18 protein-coding genes are annotated in these 21743 nt (G+C 61.1%); 13 read left to right on the top strand and 5 right to left on the bottom strand.

Annotation, left to right across the window (positions count from 1 at the left end; translation table 11 throughout):
• Window positions 1–170 precede the first annotated feature (170 nt).
• Window positions 171–1847 (bottom strand): GumC family protein, encoded by a 1677-nt coding sequence (locus tag RTCIAT899_RS01475; RefSeq protein WP_041677162.1) that lies wholly within the window; start codon window positions 1845–1847, stop codon window positions 171–173.
• Window positions 1848–2042: 195 nt separating this feature from the next.
• Between RTCIAT899_RS01475 and RTCIAT899_RS01470 the strand changes: the two genes are divergently transcribed.
• From RTCIAT899_RS01470 to RTCIAT899_RS01415, 12 genes are all read left to right on the top strand, one after another.
• Window positions 2043–3122: a glycoside hydrolase family 5 protein gene (locus tag RTCIAT899_RS01470; protein ID WP_015338443.1), complete on the top strand. Its 1080-nt coding sequence runs from the start codon at window positions 2043–2045 to the stop codon at window positions 3120–3122.
• An 88-nt stretch (window positions 3123–3210) separates the two neighbouring features.
• Entirely contained in the window at window positions 3211–4446 is a 1236-nt protein-coding gene (locus RTCIAT899_RS01465) for a hypothetical protein (RefSeq protein WP_015338442.1), read from the top strand.
• A gap of 153 nt (window positions 4447–4599) precedes the next feature.
• Window positions 4600–5484, top strand: a complete 885-nt coding sequence (gene purU / locus RTCIAT899_RS01460; RefSeq protein ID WP_015338441.1) for a formyltetrahydrofolate deformylase — start codon at window positions 4600–4602, stop codon at window positions 5482–5484.
• A gap of 99 nt (window positions 5485–5583) precedes the next feature.
• Window positions 5584–6135 carry a hypothetical protein gene (locus RTCIAT899_RS01455; protein WP_015338440.1) on the top strand — a complete coding sequence of 184 codons (552 nt, stop codon included), beginning with the start codon at window positions 5584–5586 and terminating at the stop codon, window positions 6133–6135.
• A 134-nt stretch (window positions 6136–6269) separates the two neighbouring features.
• Window positions 6270–9197: an aminotransferase gene (locus RTCIAT899_RS01450; protein WP_041677772.1), complete on the top strand. Its 2928-nt coding sequence runs from the start codon at window positions 6270–6272 to the stop codon at window positions 9195–9197.
• Window positions 9198–9704: 507 nt separating this feature from the next.
• The gene (locus RTCIAT899_RS01445) at window positions 9705–9899 is read left to right on the top strand and encodes a hypothetical protein (protein WP_015338438.1); all 195 of its coding nucleotides are present in this window, start codon (window positions 9705–9707) and stop codon (window positions 9897–9899) included.
• A gap of 251 nt (window positions 9900–10150) precedes the next feature.
• On the top strand, window positions 10151–11149 hold the full coding sequence (locus RTCIAT899_RS01440; protein ID WP_015338437.1) for a P1 family peptidase: 999 nt from the start codon (window positions 10151–10153) through the stop codon (window positions 11147–11149).
• Between the two features lie 15 nt (window positions 11150–11164).
• On the top strand, window positions 11165–12082 hold the full coding sequence (locus RTCIAT899_RS01435; protein WP_015338436.1) for a LysR family transcriptional regulator: 918 nt from the start codon (window positions 11165–11167) through the stop codon (window positions 12080–12082).
• Window positions 12083–12238: 156 nt separating this feature from the next.
• On the top strand, window positions 12239–13768 hold the full coding sequence (locus RTCIAT899_RS01430) for an ABC transporter substrate-binding protein (RefSeq protein ID WP_041677771.1): 1530 nt from the start codon (window positions 12239–12241) through the stop codon (window positions 13766–13768).
• 102 nt (window positions 13769–13870) lie between these two features.
• The gene (locus tag RTCIAT899_RS01425; RefSeq protein WP_041677770.1) at window positions 13871–14824 is read left to right on the top strand and encodes an ABC transporter permease; all 954 of its coding nucleotides are present in this window, start codon (window positions 13871–13873) and stop codon (window positions 14822–14824) included.
• Window positions 14821–15687, top strand: coding sequence for an ABC transporter permease (locus tag RTCIAT899_RS01420; RefSeq protein WP_015338433.1), 867 nt, complete (start codon window positions 14821–14823; stop codon window positions 15685–15687). Before RTCIAT899_RS01425 ends, RTCIAT899_RS01420 begins: the two co-directional genes overlap by 4 nt.
• A 23-nt stretch (window positions 15688–15710) precedes the next feature.
• Window positions 15711–17102 carry an amidase gene (locus RTCIAT899_RS01415; RefSeq protein WP_015338432.1) on the top strand — a complete coding sequence of 464 codons (1392 nt, stop codon included), beginning with the start codon at window positions 15711–15713 and terminating at the stop codon, window positions 17100–17102.
• A gap of 21 nt (window positions 17103–17123) precedes the next feature.
• On the opposite strand, the gene RTCIAT899_RS01410 is transcribed toward RTCIAT899_RS01415, so the two are convergent.
• Window positions 17124–17603 carry an Lrp/AsnC family transcriptional regulator gene (locus tag RTCIAT899_RS01410; protein WP_015338431.1) on the bottom strand — a complete coding sequence of 160 codons (480 nt, stop codon included), beginning with the start codon at window positions 17601–17603 and terminating at the stop codon, window positions 17124–17126.
• 124 nt (window positions 17604–17727) lie between these two features.
• Between RTCIAT899_RS01410 and RTCIAT899_RS01405 the strand changes: the two genes are divergently transcribed.
• Window positions 17728–18654 (top strand): DMT family transporter, encoded by a 927-nt coding sequence (locus tag RTCIAT899_RS01405; protein ID WP_015338430.1) that lies wholly within the window; start codon window positions 17728–17730, stop codon window positions 18652–18654.
• A gap of 57 nt (window positions 18655–18711) precedes the next feature.
• Here the strand turns inward: RTCIAT899_RS01405 and RTCIAT899_RS01400 are convergent, their stop codons facing one another.
• From RTCIAT899_RS01400 to RTCIAT899_RS01390, 3 genes are all read right to left on the bottom strand, one after another.
• A complete protein-coding gene (locus tag RTCIAT899_RS01400; RefSeq protein WP_015338429.1) occupies window positions 18712–19566 on the bottom strand; it encodes a C40 family peptidase in 855 nt (284 codons plus the stop codon).
• A gap of 16 nt (window positions 19567–19582) precedes the next feature.
• Window positions 19583–19927, bottom strand: coding sequence for a MarR family transcriptional regulator (locus tag RTCIAT899_RS01395; protein ID WP_041677769.1), 345 nt, complete (start codon window positions 19925–19927; stop codon window positions 19583–19585).
• 369 nt (window positions 19928–20296) lie between these two features.
• Complete coding sequence (locus RTCIAT899_RS01390) at window positions 20297–21688, bottom strand: leucyl aminopeptidase family protein (RefSeq protein ID WP_015338427.1); 1392 nt, start codon at window positions 21686–21688, stop codon at window positions 20297–20299.
• Window positions 21689–21743: the final 55 nt, after the last annotated feature.

Here is a 21743-nt window from a genome sequence, read left to right as displayed (position 1 = left end):
TTTTCTCGCATAGATTGTCTCACAAAACACCATACACCGCCTGATGACCAGATTGCGCTTCCATTAGCAAGATCCAATCATCCACAGCGCCGGTTTACATTTAGAACAGTCGGCGCGCAATTGCATCCTCAACGCTGAAAAAGCCGGCGGCACGAAAGATGGATCGGCGGTCACTTACCGAAATAGCTGCGGATAACGGGATGCCGGAACAGACCGAGGAGAATGGCAAACGCCATGCCGAGACCTGCACCGAAGATCGCTCCGGCGATAAGCCCGGCCACCATCATTACCTTGCGGCTCGGCCCATCGGCCTTCAACGGCGCTTCCGCCTCGGAGATCACGCGGATATTGCTCTGTGACAGATCGTGAGCATCGCTCGCCTGGCCGGACCGTTTCAGAAGCGATTCATAAAGATCGCGGGCCGCAGTCGCCTTGCGCTGCAGCTCGTTCAGGCTGACGAGCTTGCCCGAGGTATTGACCTGCGAGGCCTTCTGCGCGGCAAGTTCCTTGGCGATATCCTGCTCGGCCTTCTGCGCCTGCTCGTAATCGGCACGAGCGGACGTCATCTGCCGTTGCAGCTCCGCCCGGATTTCCGCGGCGAGGCTTTCCAGCGAGGACTTCGCGGCGAGCAGGCGCGGGTGGCGGGCGCCGAGCAGGCTCTGCAGGCTGCCGACATTGGCCGCCATCGTCGCATACTGCTGCCGCAGACTGCTCAATGCGGTCGACGTCACCCCCGACGAAGGATTGTTGGAGACGACATCCTCGAAACTGAGCTTTCCGGCTGCATCGGCGCGGGCTTTCGCCTCGATCGTCTTCTGCTGGCTGGTGACAAGCAGGTCGTTCAGCGCGGTCAGGCGCTTGTCGGAAATCAGATTGCCCTCGACGGCCACCATATCGTTGTCGGCGCGGTAGGTCTCGACAGCCTTTTCGGCTGAGAGCACCTGCTGGCGCAGATCCTCGAGGCGGCTATCCAACGCCGTATTGCTGCTCTTGAAGCTGTTAGACGCCGCCTTGCTCTCTTCCTCCAGAAAGGAGGTGACGAGCTGATTGGCGATCCCAGCCGATTTCTGCGGATCGCCCGTCGTCACTTTCGCCGTCACGACATAGGTGCTGGATTCGCGGGCGATCTGAACGGCTTTCGCCAGGACGGCCGTGGCCCCATATTTTGCCGCCTCGCCGGTGGCGCCGCCATTGAATTTCGGGTCCTGATCGAGCTTCAATGCATCGACGACGCGGCCGAGCACCTTGCCCGAAGACAGGATCTGCGTCTGGCTTTCGATCATCGTCGTGATCAATTCAGGTGGTGTTGGGGCCTGCTGGGCGGAATCGGAGCCTCCGACCGGGCGGGGGTCGAAATAGAGGCTGGTCTCGGCGGTGAACTTCTGCGGAATAAGGGGAATGACAGCGCCGCCCAGTACCGCGCCGGCGCCTGCCAGGGCAAGAACTACAAGCTTCTTCGCCCAGATCGAAGCGATGGCCGATCGGAGATCGAGCAACGGCAACTTTGCCGCCGGTACCGATGCTGCCGGAGCAGCGGCAGACACCGGAGGAACCACAACCTGCTCGACGGTCGGCATCGCCACGGCGACAACCGGCTCGGCAATGGGGCGCGGAACCACTGGCTCCTCTCCGTCGGATCGATTCGACGGGCTTTGCGAAACGGCGGCATCCGCGATAGGCGCCTTGGGCTCTTCGGTATGTGCTACGGGCTCGCCTGCGACAACGAAATCCCGGGGACGCAAGACAGGGCTGCGCGGGCGCACGCCATCGCGCCGTACATCAGGCGGCTCGGTGTCGCGCCAACCCGCAAGTCGGTCCGATCGCTGGCTTCGTTCCATTGAGCTCATTGCAGACTTTCAGTGCTTCGTAGGCGAATTCCACGCAGCAGACGCCTGAAGTTTAGAAAGGTTTGGCTAACGGAACATTAAGGACGCTTTCAGGAAATCGCGCCGCGACCATCAACACAACCCATCCTTTCATCATTGCTCAACACCATACTTCCTATGAAAAGCCATAGCCCGCGTGGAAGACAGGGACATGCCATGACCGCATCGATGACGAAATCTCTGCGACGCCTGCTAGCGGCGGCCGTCATGCTTGCTTTCACGACGGAGGCTGGAGGCGCATTCGCGGCCACGCAACTGTGCTATCGCGGCGTCAATCTCTCCGGGGCTGAGTATGGGGAGCGCGGCGGGGTCGTCAATGTCAATTACACCTATCCGTCCGAACGGACCGTGCGCTATTTCGCCGAAAAAGGCATGAACACGATCCGCCTTCCCTTTCGCTGGGAGCGGCTGCAGCCGGTGCTCGGGGCGCCGTTTGACGGGAACGAGATGAAACGCCTGAAGGATGCCGTCGATCTCATTCAGAAGCACGGAATGGCAGTCGTTCTCGACCCGCATAATTATGCTTATTACGACAAGATCCAGCTCAAGCAGCCTCCCGCGACCGATCTCGCATTCGGCGATTTCTGGGCGCGGCTTGCGGTGGAGTTCTCCAACCGCAAGGGCGTGGCCTTCGGCCTGATGAATGAGCCGCACGACCTCAAGGCGCCCGATTGGCTCGAACTCGCCAATACCGCGATCCGCAGCATCCGTACCGTCGGCGCGCGCAATCTCATTCTCGTACCCGGAACGAACTGGACGGGCGCGCACAGCTGGTCGGCCGATGTCCTTGGTGGCGGCGCAAACGGCACGGTCATGCTCGGCGTCAGGGACCCGCTCGATTTCTACGCCTTCGAATTTCACCAATATCTGGATTCCGACAGTTCGGGCACGCACCCGGTCTGCGATGGCACCGACAAGGCCGTGAAGGGCATGAACGACGTCACCGACTGGCTGCGCAAAAACGGCAAACGCGGATTTCTGGGCGAATTCGGCGGCGCCGCCAATGATGATTGCCTCGATGGCCTCAAACAGGTGCTCAGCGTCATGGACGCCAACAGCGACGTCTGGCTCGGCTGGACCTATTGGGCTGCCGGTGACTGGTGGCCGCCTGAGGAACCACTCAACGTCCAGCCGCGCAATGGTCGCGACAAGCCGCAGATGAAGGTTCTTGCCGAGGACCTGAGCCGAAAGTCGTCTCTGGCGGCCTCATGCGCGCTGGTCAGGCCGGCGAAATGACCGCTGACGGGCAACCGGCCCTTTGTCGCGAATCATCGGGCTGATATGTTGTGGCGGCCAGTGAAGACGCCACGACCTCGGATATCTCATGCAACGTTCAGGCGAAAAGCAGTCGATCAATTTCGTCATTCTCACGATTTCGCTGCTGGCGGTCTGCTATAACTGCATCCTTGCCTTCATCAATCACAATATCACGCCGTTGACGCCGAGCGCGGTCGTCTTGTCCGAAATATTGCTGCAGGTCGCCGCTTTCACCTATCTGCTGACAAAGGGCATATATGAGGAGGACATAGCGCCGCTCCTTTACCTGCTGCTGACGATCGTGCTGACGATCTTCGTCATCGCCATCAACAAGCAGGCCTATATCGATCATCTCCGCAATGTGATGATCATCTTCGCCTTTTCGATCATGGGGCGGCTGGCCAACGAGCGCACCGTCAAGCTCGCATTCAAGATTTCATGCTTCATCGTGCTTGCCGTGCTTGTCCTGGAAATCGTTTCGGTCAAGGAATATGTCGCGCTGTTCCATCCGGCCGAATATTTCCAGAATACGCGCGGCGTGCCGCCGGCGACCTATAGCGATATCGGCCTGTTTCGCGGCGCGCTCGGCTTCGAGGGCCGGTTCTCCTTCGGTCTGATCGACCACCGATCGTCCTCCATCTTCCTGGAGCAGGTCTCGCTTGCCAATTTCTGCGGCGTGATGGTGCTGTATCTGATCAGCTTTTCCAATCGCCTGGGATTATTCGACCGTCTGCTATTCTTCTCGACTGTTGTGCTGATCCTGCTGACGAATGACACGCGCACGATGCTGATATTCAGCCTCGTCTGCGTTGCCGGCTATTTCATCTATCCCTGGCTTCCGAAGACGCTCGACCTGCTGACGATGCCCGGGATCATCGTAGTCGGCTTCGTCATTCACGCGCTCGAGCCGAGCGTGACGGGCGATAATTTCGTCGGGCGCATCAATGGCACGGTGAAAGCGTTCCTCGGCATGGATCTGCAGAGCACGATCGGCCTGCAGCTCGATCAGGTCGGCATCTTTTTCGACAGTGGATATGTCTACATCATCTATGGCGCCACCATCTTCGGCCTGATCCTGTTCTGGCTCTACGCCTCGCTCTATCCGGGCGGCGAAACAGTCAATCAGCGACGCCTCGGCCATGCGCTTTCCCTTTTCCTCTTCCTCAATCTGATGATCGGCTCGACGGCGATCTTCTCCATGAAGACGGCCGGGCTCGTCTGGCTTCTTGTGGGATTCCTGAAATTCAACGAGGGAAGTCTGGCGAAACGGCCACAAGAGCTTTCGCTGGCAACCAGCGGCTGAGGCGGGGATACGCCGTTCGAAGACGCAACGGGAACGGCTTTTTGCCCGTCATCCTGCCTAAATATCCGTCGAAACATGGCTGGGGGGAGGTATTTCCCAGACCTCCGATTTCATCTAAGCAGGCGGACATCCTCGGGATAGAAGAGAAGAGACATGACGAGCTATGTATTGACAGTTGCGTGCAAATCGACGCGCGGGATCGTTGCGGCGATCTCGAACTATCTGGCCGGGCAGGGCTGCAACATCATCGACTCCAGCCAGTTCGACGATCTCGACACCGGCATGTTCTTCATGCGCGTCTCCTTCATCTCCGAGGAGGGCGTCGGTGAGACGGCGCTGGCAGAAGGCTTCAAGCCGATCGCGGAAAAGTTCGCCATGGACGTCGAGATCCACGATGCCAAGAAGCGCATGAAGGTGCTGCTGATGGTGTCGCGCTTCGGCCATTGCTTGAACGACCTGCTCTATCGCTGGAAGATCGGTGCGCTGCCGATCGACATCGTCGGCGTCATCTCCAACCATTTCGATTACCAGAAGGTGGTGGTCAATCATGACATCCCCTTCCACCATATTCCGGTGACCAAGGCCAACAAGCCGGAGGCGGAAGCGCGGATCATGGACGTGGTCGAGCAGACCGGCACCGAACTGATCGTGCTGGCGCGCTACATGCAGATCCTGTCGGATTCCATGTGCCAGAAGATGTCGGGCCGCATCATCAACATCCATCATTCCTTCCTGCCGTCGTTCAAGGGCGCCAATCCCTACAAGCAGGCCTATGAGCGCGGGGTGAAGCTGATCGGGGCGACGGCGCATTATGTGACGGCCGATCTCGACGAGGGTCCGATCATCGAGCAGGACACGGCGCGCATCACCCATGCGCAGTCTGCCGAGGATTACGTCTCGATCGGCCGCGATGTGGAGAGCCAGGTTCTCGCCCGCGCCATCCATGCCCATATCCATCACCGCAACTTCATCAACGGCAACCGCACGGTCGTCTTCCCGGCAAGCCCGGGCTCATATGCCTCCGAGCGCATGGGGTGAGGTACCGAGGCTCGATTTTGGCCACCTTTCTTTCCTTTTCGCTCCGGCGCGCGATTTGATATCACCGCTATCGAATCGCCCGGAGATCAAGGAGAGGACATGTCATTCTACCGAAATGGAACGCTGCTGCTCGCGGCGTTCCTTTTGAGCGCGCCAGCGTCGCATGCAGCAACAACGCAAGATGACCCTTCCAAGATCGATCTCGCCAAGTTGATCGAATGCACGACATACGACGTGCCGAGCTATAATAATTTCGCCCTATGGCTGACCGGGCCAGAAAGCGCCAAAGCCATGAAGCAGTTCGGCATCAGCGAGCTGCCGTCGGACAATCCCTTTCTGCGCGAGTTCCGGCTTTCGATGCCCCTGAGCGTCTTCGGACGGCGGACAAACAGGATCGTCTTTACCTCCACAGGCCCCCTCGCCGTGCTCGATGAGGCAGATCCTCATTCGCTGGCCAAACAGCTTGGCGTGACAGCCTCGGTCGATCAGCCGAACAAGTTTCTTGGCGAGAAGGTCGTCCTGTCACACAAGGATCAGCAGGCAAATTCGGACACCGTGTTGGAAACGCGCATCTCGCTCAACGTCTCCACAGTCGATACCCATCCCGGTAAGACGCTGGCCGGTTGCAGCTATTCCATCGAGGTCGAATAGACCCTTACGGCTAGCCGGCTGCATTCCGTGGCCTATCTTCTTGCCCATCGCTCGACAGCATTATCTGCTTTGGGTAATTTTCTTTAATATGGAATGGTTTAGTGTCGATGCAAATGAACCATCCGGGGGATGCCATGGCCGACGCCACGCTCGTGAACCGTATGCAACTGCCGAGACCGGACGTGACGCCGGACGAGGCGGCCGAAATCCTACAGGCGCATTACGGCCTGAGCGGGACACTGACCGAGCTCGGCAGTCAGCAGGACCGCAACTACCGCATCGATGCCGGCGATAATGCCTATGTGCTGAAGATCTGCCGGGCGGAATACGAGCTGGTCGAGCTCGAGGCGCAGAACGCCGCGATCCGTCACCTGCACGCCAAGCCGGACGCGCCGCGCGTGCCTGAAGTCGTGCCCTCTCTCAATGGTCGCGATATTCTCACCGTTACCCTTCGCGAAGAGGATTATCTCGTTCGGCTGCTCGGCTTTCTTCCGGGCCAGACGCTGACGCGGCGCAGGCATCTGCCGCCTGCCGCAGCCGCAGGCTTAGGCGCGCTTTCGGCCCGGCTTGCCCGAGACCTTGCCGATTTCGACCATCCCGGCCTGCACCGAAACCTGCAATGGGACCTGCGGCGCGCCGGACCGGTCGCCGTGCAACTGCTGTCGGCGATCACGGACCACGAGGCACGCGACCGTATCGCCAAGGCAATGGTGGCTGCCGTCAAGCGCATCCAGCCGCTGGCGAGCGAATTGCGCGTGCAGCCCGTGCATCACGATGTCACCGACGACAACGTCGTCAGCCATCCGGATGCGTATGGACAGCTTGTCCCCGATGGCGTCATCGATTTCGGTGATATCATTCAGGGCTGGTTGGTCGGCGATCTCGCCGTCACCTGCGCATCACTGCTGCACCATGCGGACGGCAACCCCTTCTATATCCTTCCCGCCATCAAGGCCTATCATGCGGTCTATCCGCTGACGGAAGCGGAGGCCAAGGCGCTTTGGCCGCTGATCGTCGCGCGCGCCGTCATCCTTGCCGCCAGCAGCGAACAACAGCTCGCCATCGATCCGGACAACGACTATGTGCGCGGCAATCTCGATTTCGAACGCGAGATTTTCGACGTCGCGACCGGCGCACAGCCGGATGTGATGGAAGCCGCGATCCTCAAGGCGATCGGCTTCGATGTCGCGCCAATCGCGACTGACGGCTGGGCGCCGCTGCTGCCCGACATCGATCACTCGCAGATTGCCGCCATCGATCTTTCCGTCACCGGCCCCGACTTTACCGACGGCAACTGGCAGAAGCCGGATATGGACTGGCGGCTGCTTGCCCAGACGGCAATCGCGTCGGGGACTGCCGCAACGCGCTACGGCGAATTCCGCCTCTCCCTTGCCGCGCCGCTTAACATGGTACAGCCGCAGAATTTCGCCCTGCATTGCGATATCTGCCTGCCGGCTGGGGCCACGGTTGCGGCTCCCTTTCCCGGCCTTCTGCAACGGCAAGGCCAGCATTTCGTGCTGGTCGGGGACGAAGTGAGCTTGCATCTCGATGGCATCGAGAGTGCCCTTGAGGACGGAGCGGCCATCGAGCAAGGTACTACTATCGGAACGATCGGCAGCGAGGGGTCGGCGATCGGGGGATTGCGCATCCAGCTTTGCCGCGTGCCCGGCCTCGTGCCGCCGCTCTTCGCGACGGCGGATCAGGCGGAGGGCTGGTCAGCCATCTCCCCCTCGCCTGCTGCTCTCTTGAACCCGGCCTGCGAAGCGCCGCGGCCGGATCCATCCGCGCTGCTGTCATTGCGCAACGCCCGCTTCGCCAAGCCGCAGAAGCACTATTACGACTTCCCGCCGCAGATCGAGCGTGGCTGGCGCGAATTTCTGTTCGACACGCAGGGACGCTGCTACCTCGACATGGTCAACAACGTGACGACGCTTGGCCACGCCCATCCGCGCCTGACGGCAGCGATCGCCCAGCAATGGTCTCGCCTCAATACCAACTCCCGCTTCCACTATGCCGCTGTCGCGGAATTCTCCGAGCGGCTGGCAGCGCTTGCGCCTGATGGGCTCGACAGTGTCTTCCTCGTCAACAGCGGCTCGGAAGCCAATGATCTTGCGATCCGCCTTGCCTGGGCGCACACGGGCAAGAGGAACATGCTCTGCCTGCTCGAGGCCTATCACGGCTGGACTGTTGCCAGCGATGCCGTCTCCACCTCGATTGCCGACAATCCGCAGGCGCTGACGACGCGGCCGGATTGGGTGCATCCCGTCCTGTCTCCCAATACCTATCGCGGCCCGTTCCGCGGCCCGGACTCGGGGATCGACTATCTCAACGATGTCACGGCCAAGTTGCAGGCCATCGATGAAAAGGGAGTGGGGCTTGCCGGCTTCATTGCCGAGCCGGTCTATGGCAATGCCGGCGGCATCGCTCTGCCGCATGGCTATCTTGCCGGCGTCTATGATGCAGTACGGCAGCGTGGCGGCCTTTGCATAGCCGACGAAGTGCAGGTGGGCTACGGCCGTCTCGGCGAACACTTCTGGGGCTTCGAAACCCAGGGCGTCGTGCCCGATATCATCACAATCGCCAAAGGCATGGGCAACGGCCATCCGCTCGGCGCCGTCATCACCCGACGCGAGATCGCGGAGTCGCTGGAAAGGGAGGGCTATTTCTTCTCTTCCGCCGGCGGCAGCCCGGTCAGCTGCGTCGTCGGCCTCACCGTTCTCGATATTCTCAAAGACGAGAATCTGCAGGAAAACGCCCGCGTCATCGGCGAGAGGCTGAAGGCTGGGCTGATCGCTCTCATGGATCGCTTCCCGCTGATCGGCGCCGTGCATGGCACGGGACTTTATCTCGGCGTCGAATTCGTGCGCGACCGCGAAAGCCTGACGCCGGCCACCGAAGAGACGGCTGCGATCTGCGAGCACCTGCTCGATCTCGGAGTCCTCATGCAGCCGACCGGCGATCACCTGAACGTGTTGAAGATCAAACCGCCTCTATGTCTCGCACCCGAGAGCGCCGATTTCTTCGTGAAGGCCCTGGAAAAGGTGCTGGAAGATGGATTTTGACGATCCCGGCGCGCCGTTAACCATTTAGGTGTTTTAGCGGCGCGTGAATTTTAATGCGCCTGGGCATTGTCGAATCTCGCGGCAGTTCCTATCTGTGTCCCGGTGATCGGCGAGCCTTACCGGCACGGGTGGCAATGCGAAGGCAATTAAGACAACCTTCCCCGCAACCCCGCAGCTCGGAATTTTATTTTCCCGATCGTCGATATTTTGACATCTTTCGGAATATGTTTCTGAAGATGCAACTGCTATTATCTACTAATATAGTGGATAATGGTGCACTCACCGGGTCTCTGCTACCGAGGCCCTAACAAGTACAACGCCAATTGAGGAAGTGACATGCTGAATAGAAAATTCATTGCTTCGTTCCTTGGGCGGCCCGTGCTTGGCAATGACCGTTCGGGCGCGCTCTCCCGCCCGTGCTGTCGAATGTGACGTTCGTCCTCCTTCCCGGAATAAGACAGTCAATTCGCCATGTCTGCGCCGTGCGTGCGCAGAGGGAGTCTATTTATGAAGAAGCAAGTCATCGAATACGCTGGCGTTCCCGTCGGCATCGTCGTTCCCGATCAGGATCGGCTCAAGTTCATCGCTGTAAAATATCATGTCCATGATCTGGACGAGCAGCATTTCAGAAATGCGGACGAAGTGAAGCTTGCGATCCGCGACCTTCTCTCCCGCCAACAGGCAAAACCGATCCATGTTTGATGGATCGGATCACCTGCGCTTTTACTCAATCCCATCCCCAGCCCTCACCTTTGATAGAATCAGGGTGGGGGCTTTTTTCGAGGCCATCGCATGGCTTCTTTCGAAGGAAGCTTCCACCGGCTCCTTATGAAACGCCGAAGCTCCGAAGCCTCCGGTCCTGCACCGCTTGGGCAAACCCATCTTGTCTTTTTCCCCTCTTTACGATCCTATCGCCATGACGACCTCGCGTTGCAACGGCGAAGGATTTTTCATTGGCTGACCTCCTCAATCTCCTGACCGATGTCGAAGGCGTCGCTGTCGGTCATTCGACCGATCTTGCGCTCGGCTCAGGCGTCACCGCCATCGTCTTCGATGAGCCGGCAGTTGCCTCATGCACCGTTCTTGGCGGCGCGCCAGGTGGACGGGATACCGCATTGCTGGACCCTGCAATGACGGTCGGCACTGTGGATGCTCTCGTGCTCTCAGGCGGCTCGGCCTTCGGGCTCGATGCCGCCGGCGGCGTGCAGGCAGGCTTGAGGGAAATCGGTCGAGGCCTGAAGGTCGGCGACGCCCTGGTGCCCATCGTGCCGCAGGCGATTCTGTTCGATCTTATCAACGGCGGCAACAAGGATTGGGGGCTGCACTCGCCCTATCGCGATATGGGATATGCCGCCTTCAAGGCCGCAGATAAAGGACCGTTTGCACTTGGAAGCGTCGGGGCCGGTACAGGCGCCACCACGGCAACGGTCAAAGGCGGCCTCGGCTCGGCAAGCGCCGTCAGCAGCAGGGGATACAGGATCGCCGCGATCGTCGCCGTCAATGCGCTCGGTTCCGCCACCATCGGCGACGGCCCGCATTTCTGGGCGGCTCACTTCGAGCAAAATGGCGAATTCGGCGGCCTCGGCATGCCGCAGGTGGCCGATTCGCGCTTGCGGCTGAAGGGCACGAACATCACCGCCACGACCATCGGAGCCGTCGTCACCGACGCCCAGTTGACCAAGGCAGAGGCGCATCGCCTCTCCATCTCAGCCCATGACGGCTTCGCCAGGGCGCTCCTACCGACACATCTGCCGCTCGACGGCGATACCGTGTTTGCCGCCTCTACCGGCAAGCGTTCCCGCGACGATATGCCTGGTTTCATGGAGCTTTACCACCTTGCCACTATCGTCATGGCGCGCGCCATCGCCCGCGGCGTCTATGAAGCGAGGGCGCTGCCGGTCAAAGGTGGGCAAGCGGCGTGGCGGGATCGCTTCGCCAAGCCCGCCATCTAGCGGGGGGTTCCACGCATGCAGATCCGCGCGCTGATCTATTTCGACGAGCTGGTGCGCACCAATTCGATGCGCCAGGCGGCTGAAAACCTGAACGTGGCGCCGACGGCCATCAGCCGCCAGATCGAGAACCTCGAATATCATTTCGGCACGCAGCTGGTCGAGCGCAGCGCCCGCGGCATCAAATTGACGGCAGCCGGCGAATTGCTGGCGGAACGCGCCGGCCGGACGCTGCGCGAGCTCGACCATGTTCATCAGCTGATCGAAGACCTGAAAGGCCTGCAGCGCGGGACGGTCAGCATCTATGCCAACGGCGCGTCGGTCGCCAGTATCCTTGCGCCGGCGCTGGCTGAGTTCAGCCTGCGCTATCCGCGCCTGCGCTTCGAAGTGACCATCACCAGTGCCCGCGGCGCCATCGAAGCCGTCAACAATGCCGAGGCCGATATTGCGGTGACGCTGTTTGCCCCGCCGCTTTCCGGCACAAAGGTGCGCCTGCGGTCCGAGCTCGTCTATGACGTGATCGCCGCTTCCTCCCATCCGCTTGCTGCCGCCAGCGAGATCACGCTAGACGAAATTGCGTCACACGCGCTTGCCGTCCCCGATCGCTCCTTCGGCGCAAGGCAGGCCTTCGACGCGCTGTTCGAACGTGAGGGGCTGAGGCTCGATCCAGTCTTTGAGACCGGCTCGCTGGAAATGCAGAAAGAGCTGGTGCTGCGGGGCGCAGCAATTACCATGCTGCCGGCGCTGACCGTTCAAAGGGAGATCGAAGCGGGTCAGCTCGTCGCACGACCCGTCGCGGGCGGCATGGGGGTGCGGACGCCGGTCGATCTCTGCGTCGCGCCCGATCGCCAGCTCTCCTTCGCGGCCGGCAAGCTGCTCGATTTCATCGAGCGCTTCATGCGCAAGCAACTTTCCGCCAAGGGGAGGCAGGATTGAACCCAACACTGTAGAGAGCAAAACCAGTGCAGCAGTTTCGGCTACACTGAGCACACATTTTCGGAATTGTGTGTGCGCCTGTGAGATGACACTATCCTGAAAAAGACCGCAGCCGGAGGGAAGCCGGACATGCGGGCAAAAAGCAAGGGAACCGACATGACCAAGTTTTCACGCCCGAGCCTGGGCGACGTCGCGCGCCGGCTTGCCTATGGCGCCGCAGTTTCTGCCGGCCTGCTGCTGATGGGGCTGACACAGGCCGAGGCCGCGAAGACAACTCTCAATCTCGGCATGAGCGTCGAGCCGACAGGCCTCGACCCGACGATCGCCGCGCCCGTCGCGATCGGCCAGGTCACCTGGCAGAACATTTTCGAAGGCCTGGTTGCCATCGACCAAAACGGCAAGATCGTGCCGCAGCTTGCCAAGAGCTGGGAAATCTCGCCTGACGGCCTGACCTATACGTTCAAACTGCAGACCGGCGTGAAATTCCATGACGGCGAGGCCTTCGATTCCGCCGCCGCTAAGTTCACGCTCGACCGCGCCCGGGGTGCCGATTCCGTCAACCCGCAGAAGCGCTTCTTTGCAACGATCGCCTCGATCGACACGCCGGATGCGGAGACGCTGGTCCTGCATCTTTCTTCGCCGACCGGCAGCCTGCTCTATTGGCTGGGCTGGCCGAGCTCCGTCATGGTCGGGCCGAAGTCCTCTGCCAATAACAAGACGACGCCCGTCGGCACTGGCCCGTTCAAATTCTCCTCCTGGACGAAGGGCGACCATGTCGACCTCGTCAAGAACCCGGACTACTGGAACAAGTCGGTCGACTTGAGGCTGGAGAAGGTAACCTTCCGTTTCATTTCCGATCCGCAGGCGGAGGCCGCGGCACTGAAAGCCGGTGATCTCGATGCCTTTCCGGAATTCGCCGCGCCGGAGCTCATGAGTTCCTTCGAGGGCGATGCCAGGCTGACGACCAAGATCGGCAACACCGAGCTGAAGGTCGTGGCCGGCATGAACAACACCCGCAAGCCTTTCGACGACAAGCGCGTGCGCCAGGCGCTGATGATGGCGCTCGATCGCAAGACGATCATCGAGGGCGCGTGGTCCGGCTTCGGCACCGCGATCGGCAGCCACTACACCCCGAACGACCCCGGCTACAAGGACCTGAACGGCACGCTGCCCTATGACGCCGCCAAGGCCAAAGCCCTGCTTGCCGAAGCCGGCTATCCAAATGGTTTCACCTTCACCATCAAGACGCCGCAGATGGCCTATGCGCCGCGCAGTGCTCAGGTGATGCAGGCGATGTTTGCCGATATCGGCGTAACGATGAATATCGAGCCGACGGAATTCCCGGCGAAATGGGTGCAGGACGTTTTCACCGGCCGCAATTACGACATGACCATCGTCGCCCATGCCGAGCCGATGGATATCGATATCTATTCGCGCGATCCCTATTACTTCAACTACAAGAACCCGGCCTTCAACGAGTTGATGAAGAAGATCCAGCTCACCGCCGATCCCGCCGAGCAGAACAAGCTCTATGGCGAGGCGCAAAGCATTCTTGCGGAGGATGTGCCGTCGCTCTTCCTGTTCGTCATGCCGAAGCTCGGGGTGTGGGACAAGAAGCTGAAGGGTCTTTGGGAGAACGAACCGATCCCGTCCAACGTGCTGACCAATGTTTCCTGGGAAGATTGAGCTCTTTGCCTGCAGGCGCGGATGGGCGGATCGCTTCGCCCGCCGCGAACCCTTTCGAAGCCAACCATTTCGATGCCGGGCATGATCGGCCATGGACTTGCTATGATCGTACTGCTCACCCGCCGGATTTTCGGACTTGTGCTGACGCTGATTGCCGTCTCGCTGCTGATCTTTGCCGTTATGGTGCTGCTGCCGGGCGACCCGGCCGCGATCACGCTCGGCACCTCGGCGACGTCGGAAACGCTTGCCGCGCTCCGGCATGATATGGGGCTCGATCAGCCGCTGATCGTGCGCTATGGGCAATGGCTCGCCGGCGCGCTGACGGGTGATCTTGGCACGTCCTATACCTATGGTGTTCCGGTCGCCGGCCTGATTGCCGAGCGGCTTGTCGTCACCCTGCCACTTGCGCTGCTTGCCATCCTGTTGTCGGTTGTTGTCGCCGTGCCGCTCGGTGTTGCGGCAGCGGCACGGCGCGGCGGCGTCTTCGATATCATCGCCACACTATTTTCGCAGATGGGCATCGCCGTTCCGGGCTTCTGGGTCGGCCTCTTGCTGGTGCTTGTGTTTGCCACATCGCTCGGCTGGATGCCGGCCGGCGGTTTTCCCGGTTGGGAGAGCGGATTCTGGCCTGCCGCAAAGTCGCTGGTGCTGCCGGCCGCTGCCCTTGCTCTGCCCCAAGCGGCGGTGCTGACACGAGTGACGCGCTCGGCCGTGCTCGATACGCTGCATGAGGATTTTGCCCGCACGGCGATCGCCAAGGGTCTATCGCGCAGCCGCGTGCTCTGGGGACATGTGGTGCCGAATGCGCTGGTGCCGGTGCTGACCATTCTCGGGCTGCAGTTCACCTTTCTCGTCGCCGGCGCCGTGCTGATCGAAAATGTCTTCACCCTGCCCGGCCTTGGCCGCCTCGCTTATCAGGCGCTCAGCCAGCGCGACGTCATCGTGCTTCAGGATGTCGTGCTATTCTTTGCCGGCCTCGTCATCGTCGTGAATTTTCTGGTCGATCTCTCCTATCTCGTCATCGATCCGCGATTGCGAGCAGGAGGTGCGCGATGACTTCAGTCGAGACCAAAATTGCCGCGCCGTCTTCTCGCCGTCGTTTTCAGGCGCTGCGGCGGATGAATCTCATCGTCGGTGCCGTCATCATCCTTGCACTCTTCTGCGTCGCTCTCGTCTCGCAGTTCTGGACGCCAGTGCCGCCGGCGAAGATGCAAATCCTCCACAAGCTGCAGCCGCCCTTCGGCTTCGGGCTCCTCGGCACCGACCAGATCGGCCGCGACGTCCTGTCGATGCTGATGGCGGGCTGCTGGAATTCGCTTTCCATTTCCGTATCATCGGTCGCGATCGGCGGGACGATCGGAACGATCATCGGTGTCGCCGCCGCCGCCCAACGAGGGCTGTTCGAGGCGCTGGTCATGCGGGCCTGCGACGTGATCTTCGCCCTGCCGCCGATCCTTTCGGCCATGATCCTCGGCGCATTTCTTGGTACCGGGCGCTCAACGGCAGTTATCGCCATTGCCGTCTTCATGGTGCCGGTCTTTGCCCGTGTCGCGCTCGGTGCGGCCTTGCAGGCCTGGAGCCGCGACTATGTGCTGGCGGCGCGCGCCATCGGCAATACGCAGCTTTCCATCACGCGCCGCCATGTCCTGCCAAACATCATGGGCAGCATCATCGTCCAGGCGACGATCCAGCTCGGCCTTGCGATCCTCACGGAAGCCGGGCTCGCCTTCCTGGGTCTCAGCGTGCCGCCGCCGGCACCGACCTGGGGGCGGATGCTGGCCGATGCGCAGACCTATTTCCACGTTGCGCCGTGGCTCGCCCTGCTGCCGGGGCTTGCCATCGCGCTCTCCGTGCTCGGCTTCAACCTGCTCGGCGACGGGCTGCGCGATCTCCTCGACCCCCGCGAGGCGACGCGCTGATTGAGACATAAAGAGTATAGATCATGACCGAACCTACCGATCTTTCCATCCGAGACCTCAGGCGCCAATTTGCCGACAAGAGCCTGTCCCCCAGCGAATACTGGCTGGCGCTCGAGACGCATATCGAGGCATGGGAGCCGACAATCGCTGCTCTCTACGCCTATGATCCTGAGGATGCCCGCAAGCAGGCAGCTGCCTCCACGGAGCGCTGGGCGAAGGGCGCGCCGCTTGGGACACTGGACGGGATTCCGGTGACATTGAAGGAGCTGATCGCCACCAAGGGCCAGCCGGTGCCGCTCGGCACGGCGGCCGTCGAGCTCATTCCCGCTGCCGAAGACGCCCCGATCGCCGCCCGCATGCGCGAGGACGGCGCGGTGATTTTCGCGAAAACCACCTGCCCGGACTACGGCATGCTCTCCTCTGGCCTTTCCAGCTTTCACAAGCTCAGCCGCAATCCCTGGGACCCCAGCCAAAATCCGGGCGGCTCCAGCGCCGGCGCATCGGCGGCGGCGGCAGCCGGCTACGGACCGCTGCATATCGGCACCGATATCGGCGGCTCGATACGCCTGCCGGCAGGGTGGACCGGCATTTTCGGCTTCAAGCCGAGCAATGGCCGCATTCCGATCGATCCCTATTATCTCGGGCGATGCGCCGGACCGATGACCCGCACGGTCGAGGATGCTGCCTTTTCCATGGCGACGCTCTCGCGACCCGACTGGCGCGACAGCACTAGCCTACAGCCGAACGATACCGACTGGACGGATCTCGACATCGACGTCCGAGGCATGAAAATCGGCCTGATGATGGATGCAGGCTGCGGCCTGCCTGTCGAGAACGAGATACGCGACGCGGTCACCGCTGCCGCCAAGCGCTTCGAGGAAGCCGGCGCCATCATCGTCGATGTCGCGCCGGTGCTGACGAGGCAGATGCTGGATGGGCTCGACGCCTTCTGGCGCGCCCGCTTCTGGGGCGACATGACGGCCTTGAGCGAGGAACGCCGCAACAGCATCCTGCCCTATATCTATGGCTGGGCGAAGGGCGGCGCCGGTATCAGCGGCGTCGATGCCGTTCGCGGCTTCAACCAGACCTACGAGATGCGCAAGAGCTGCGCCAAGCTCTTCGCAGAGGTGAATGCCGTGCTTTCGCCGACCAATCCGATCATCTCCTATCCCGCCGAATGGGCTTCACCCACCAACGACCCAGCGCGACCTTTCGAGCACATCGCCTTCACCGTTCCATGGAACATGTCAGAGCAGCCGGCCGCCTCGATCAATTGCGGCTTCTCCCGCTCCGGCATGCCGATCGGCATGCAGATCATCGGTCCGCGCTTCGACGACTTGCTGGTGCTTCGCCTCTCGAAGGCCTTCGAGGACTGGAGCGGCGGCGTGACGAACTGGCCGACGCGACCGGCATGAACAGAACTTGAAGACAGCCAGCTAGTCCAGCGACAACGGCACGGAAAGACCGACCTTGACCCGGTCCATGGTGACGAGCGATTTGAATTTCGTGACATTCGGATTGTCGTAGAACAGGCGCCGGGCCACCTCCTCATAGGCGGACATGCTGGGGACGACGATGATGAGCACGAAATCGGCCTCGCCGGTGACACAGTAGCATTGCTGCACTTCCGGCGCTTCGAGGAAGCTGCGCTTGATCGCGTTGATAAGGTCATAGCGTTCGTTTGCGATATGAACCTCGACGACGATGGTAATCGGCAAGCCCACGGCCGCCGGATCGACGACGGCGATATTGGCCTGGATGACACCGCTTTGCTGCATGCGCTTGATACGCCGCTGCACGGCCGGGGCCGACAGGTTGACCCGCTCACCGATCTCCCGTTGGGGAACCGTACTGTCCTTTTGAAGAATCTCGAGAATTGCCAGGTCGAATTCATCGAGATCGGCGGGTTTGCGCATTTCAATACATCCTTACCGCAAAGAAGAAACAAAATTGCATGAAACTTGTCGCAATAGAGCCAAATCCTCTTTCCTTATGTACTAGCTTTGCGCCACACATCATCTCACTTGCAAAGGCACGAGAATGTCACAGCCGGACACCGAATACGATATGCGCAGCCCGAGCCTCGGAGAAAGCGCCGATACGAAGGGTTTTCTTCTCGGCGTAATGGCGATGGTTCTCGCGGCGCTGGCGATGAGCATCTCGCCGAGCCTCGTGCGCCTTGCCGATGTCGGGCCTTTCGCCAGCGCCTTCTGGCGTGTCTTTCTAGCGCTACCGATCCTTTGGATATGGATGCGCTACGCGGAGGTCGCCGAGCCCAATGCGCCTCGCGCCAGCTTCACGATACCGACGATTCTCGCCGGCATCGCCTTTACGGGCGACCTGTTCTTTTGGCATCTCTCGATCATGCGCACGACGATTGCCAACGCCACCTTCTTCGCGACGATGGCACCGCTATGGGTCGTCATCTTCGGCTGGCTTCTTTTGAGACAGCGTGTCAGCCGCGCCACGCTTCTCGGTCTCCTCGTCTGCCTTGCGGGCGGCACGGCGCTCGTTGTCCAAAGCCTGGCGTTCAATCCGGATCGCGCCGTCGGCGATGCGCTCGCCATCATTACCGGCGCGTTCTTCGGCCTTTATTTCCTGGCGGTCGGCGCGGCGCGTCCCGGGACCAACGCCGCGCGCGTTACCTTCGAATTGAGCATCATAACGTCGGCGATCCTGTTCCTGATCGCCTTCTTCTTCGAGCCGCGCATATTGCCGCAGTCGATCTCGGGATGGTGCATGCTCCTGGCACTCGGCCTCATCAGCCATGCCGGCGGACAGGGACTGCTTTCGGTCGCGCTCGGACGGTTGCCGACCGTATTCTCCTCGCTCGTCATTTTCCTGGAATCGATCGCAGCCGCGCTTTTCGCCTGGTTCCTGTTCGGCGAAAACGTCACGCTGTTGCAGGCGCTTGGCGGCATCGTCATCGTCGCTGGCATCTGGATCGCGCGCCCCCGCACGCCGTAAGACCGATCCTATTGCGAATGCTGGCGGGCGCTGTGGCAACGGGGTTGCGCAGCGCAGTCAGTCGATGAAACGGCGATAGCCGGTCGGCCTTTCATAAAGCCAGCCGATGCGCTCGATGGCGGCGGCGAAATTCTCACGGGCGACGGTCATGGTATGGCCGTTGGCGTGGACGATGGTTTCGGGATCTTCCATAATCGCCACATGCCCCTTCCAGAAGACGAAATCGCCGCGCTTCAGCTCCCCGCGCTCTATTGGCTGGCCGAGGCCGGTGGCCTGCATGTCGGTATCGCGCGGTGCGACGCGGCCCGTCATCGACAGCGCCAGCTGTACGAGGCCGGAGCAATCGATACCGAGACCCGAGCGGCCGCCCCAGAGATAGGGCGTCTCGATGAAGCGTAAGGCGACATCGACAAAATCGCCGCCCTTGTTGTAGCCGATCGGCTGGACATGCTTTGCGAAAATAGCGGTTCCATCCTCCAGGACGACATAGTGATTGCCCCGTGCCTCCGCCGTACCGGTCACATATACGAGGCTGCCCATGGAGAGGATCGCAGCATGCGGCTTGCGCAGCTCCGGCTCGGGATAGAGGAAAGTGCGCTGCGGGACGACGACATGGGTCGGCGCTGCCGCGCCCTCCTTGATCGCCGTTTCCGGAAGATAGCCGACATAGCCGTCAGACACAGCCTTGATCCAGCACCAGCCGTCGCGGCGCTCGAATATCGTCACCTCTTCGCCCATCAAGAGCTCGGTATCGATGCCCGAGGCGAGATCCGGCTTCGGCCGGAGCGCAACGACCGGCACGGCAACGCGTGCAGCAATACCTTCGACGAAACGCTCGGCCTCAACCTTGCCCTTGAGAGAAGCCTCGGCAAGATCGGGTCTGAAAGCATTGAGACGGCGGTCAAGCATCATGTTGAAATTCCTGAGGTTACAATTTTCGGCCGTGCTCGATGATGAGATCGCCGAGTTTTTCAAGATAGAGCGCGCCGGTGACTGTTCGCTTAATGATGACATTGCGGCGATCGCGATCGTCGCGCACGCGGTCGACCAATCCCATCACGCCCATGGTGTCAAGCGCCCGGGTAATGACCGGCTTGGTGACGCCGAGCGTCGCGGCCAGGCCGCGTACGGTATGCGGCGGCGGCACAAGATAGATCTGCAGCAGAATCGCCGTCTGCCGCAGCGTCAAATCATGATCCTCGCGGCGCACCTGAGCGAGCGTCACGCCGTGCCAAAGGCCGAGAGCCTGCGAGGCGGTGAGTTCAAGCGGCAAGAGCAACCCCGAAATTCGTTACGCTGCCGTTCCAGTCTCGACCAAGATCATGGCGGTTTCAAGGGGTGTTTTGGTTCTAGCTCTTTCGAAGATGGACTTTCGAGCCATAGAATTCGCGGAGGGTGCGCACCCCCCTCTGTCGCTTTCGCGACATCTCCCCCACAAGGGGGGAGATCTTTGGGAGTTTGCCACTCGTCGACCTCAAAACAACGAACTGCGATTTCACCAGGCACGATATTAGGCTTGTGGCAGGTATGTGCAGCGAGTAACCAATCTCCCCCCTTGTGGGGGAGATGTCGCAACAGCGACAGAGGGGATATCAGAGGCTCGGCACAATCGAACACCCATCTGCTCGCGATAATGCAGCCCCTACCGCACGCTCTGCCTGATATGGTGATAGAGCGCCCGGATGGCCTGTGCCTCGCCGCCGCCGGGCGAATGCGGACGTTCGCTCGGTGCCCAGCCGAAGATGTCGAAATGCACCCAGCTCGGTGTCTTCGTCACGAAGCGCTTGAGGAACAGGGCGGCCGTAATGGCGCCGGCCATGCCGCCTGATGGCGCATTGGTGATATCGGCAAATTTGGTGCGAATATCCTTATCGTAGCCCATATAGAGCGGCATGCGCCACAGCGGATCATCCGTCTCCAGGCTCGCCTCGGTCAGATCGCTGGCAAGTTCGCTATCGTCGGTGAAGAAGGGCGGCAGATCTGGGCCGAGCGCGACGCGGGCAGCACCCGTCAGCGTCGCCATGTCGATCATCAGGTCCGGCGCGTCCTCGTCGGCATAGGCGAGCGCATCGGCAAGGATCAGCCGCCCCTCGGCATCGGTATTGTCGATCTGCACGGTCAGGCCCTTGCGGCTCTTGTAGATATCGCCAGGGCGGAAGGCATTGGCCGAGATCGAATTCTCGACGACCGGAATGATGACGCGCAGATCGACCTTGAGCTTGGCGTCCATGATCATCAGCGCCAGACCCATGACGTTGGCGGCACCGCCCATGTCCTTCTTCATCAGAAGCATCGAGGATGCCGGCTTGATATCGAGGCCGCCGGTGTCGAAGCACACGCCCTTGCCGACCAGGGTGATGCGGCGATGACCCTTCTTGCCCCAATGCAGTTCCAGAAGGCGCGGCGCATCGGCGCTCGCACGTCCCACCGTATGGACCAGCGGGAAATTCTCCTTCAGGAGATCATCGCCGATGATGACGGACATCTCAGCCTTGTAGTGCTCGGCCAGCGCCCGGAAGGCGGCTTCGAGCTGTTCCGGACCCATATCGTTGGTCGGCGTGTTGATGAGATCGCGCGCGAGGAAGACGCCTGCCAGCTGGCGCTTGATATCGGCAGCATCGGCATCGCGCGGGATCATCAATGTCGGCGCCGCGGCTTTTTCTGATTTGTAGCGGTCGAAGCGATAGCTGCCGAGACCGAAACCAAGCGAGAGCCGGTTCGCCGTCAGCGGCGCCGTCTCAATATGCCAGGTGCCGGCCGGCAGGCTGCGTGCCAGCTTGCCTGTGAGGAAGGGTTGTTCGGACGGATTGGAGCCGAGGCCGAACAGAGCTCCGCCCAGATGCCCTTCAGCGGTCGGGATCAACAACAGCGAGCCGCTTTCGGCCTTGTAACCCGCCTTGCGTGCCCAATCGAGCGCGATGGGATCGATGGTGCCCGTCTCGATATGTGCAGGGGTGACGGCAAAGATCGGCAGGGTCGCACCACCCTTCGAATTGAAAGGCGTCGCGCGCTCGATGAATTGAAAGGGGGCCATGACTATCCTTCGGCAATGACTGAGGGGAATCGAGAGTTAACCGTCTGTTAGGGTT

This window comes from Rhizobium tropici CIAT 899, assembly GCF_000330885.1.
Lineage (GTDB): Bacteria > Pseudomonadota > Alphaproteobacteria > Rhizobiales > Rhizobiaceae > Rhizobium > Rhizobium tropici.
Note: the sequence above shows the minus strand (reverse complement) of the source record. Positions and strands in the feature narration are given on the sequence as shown.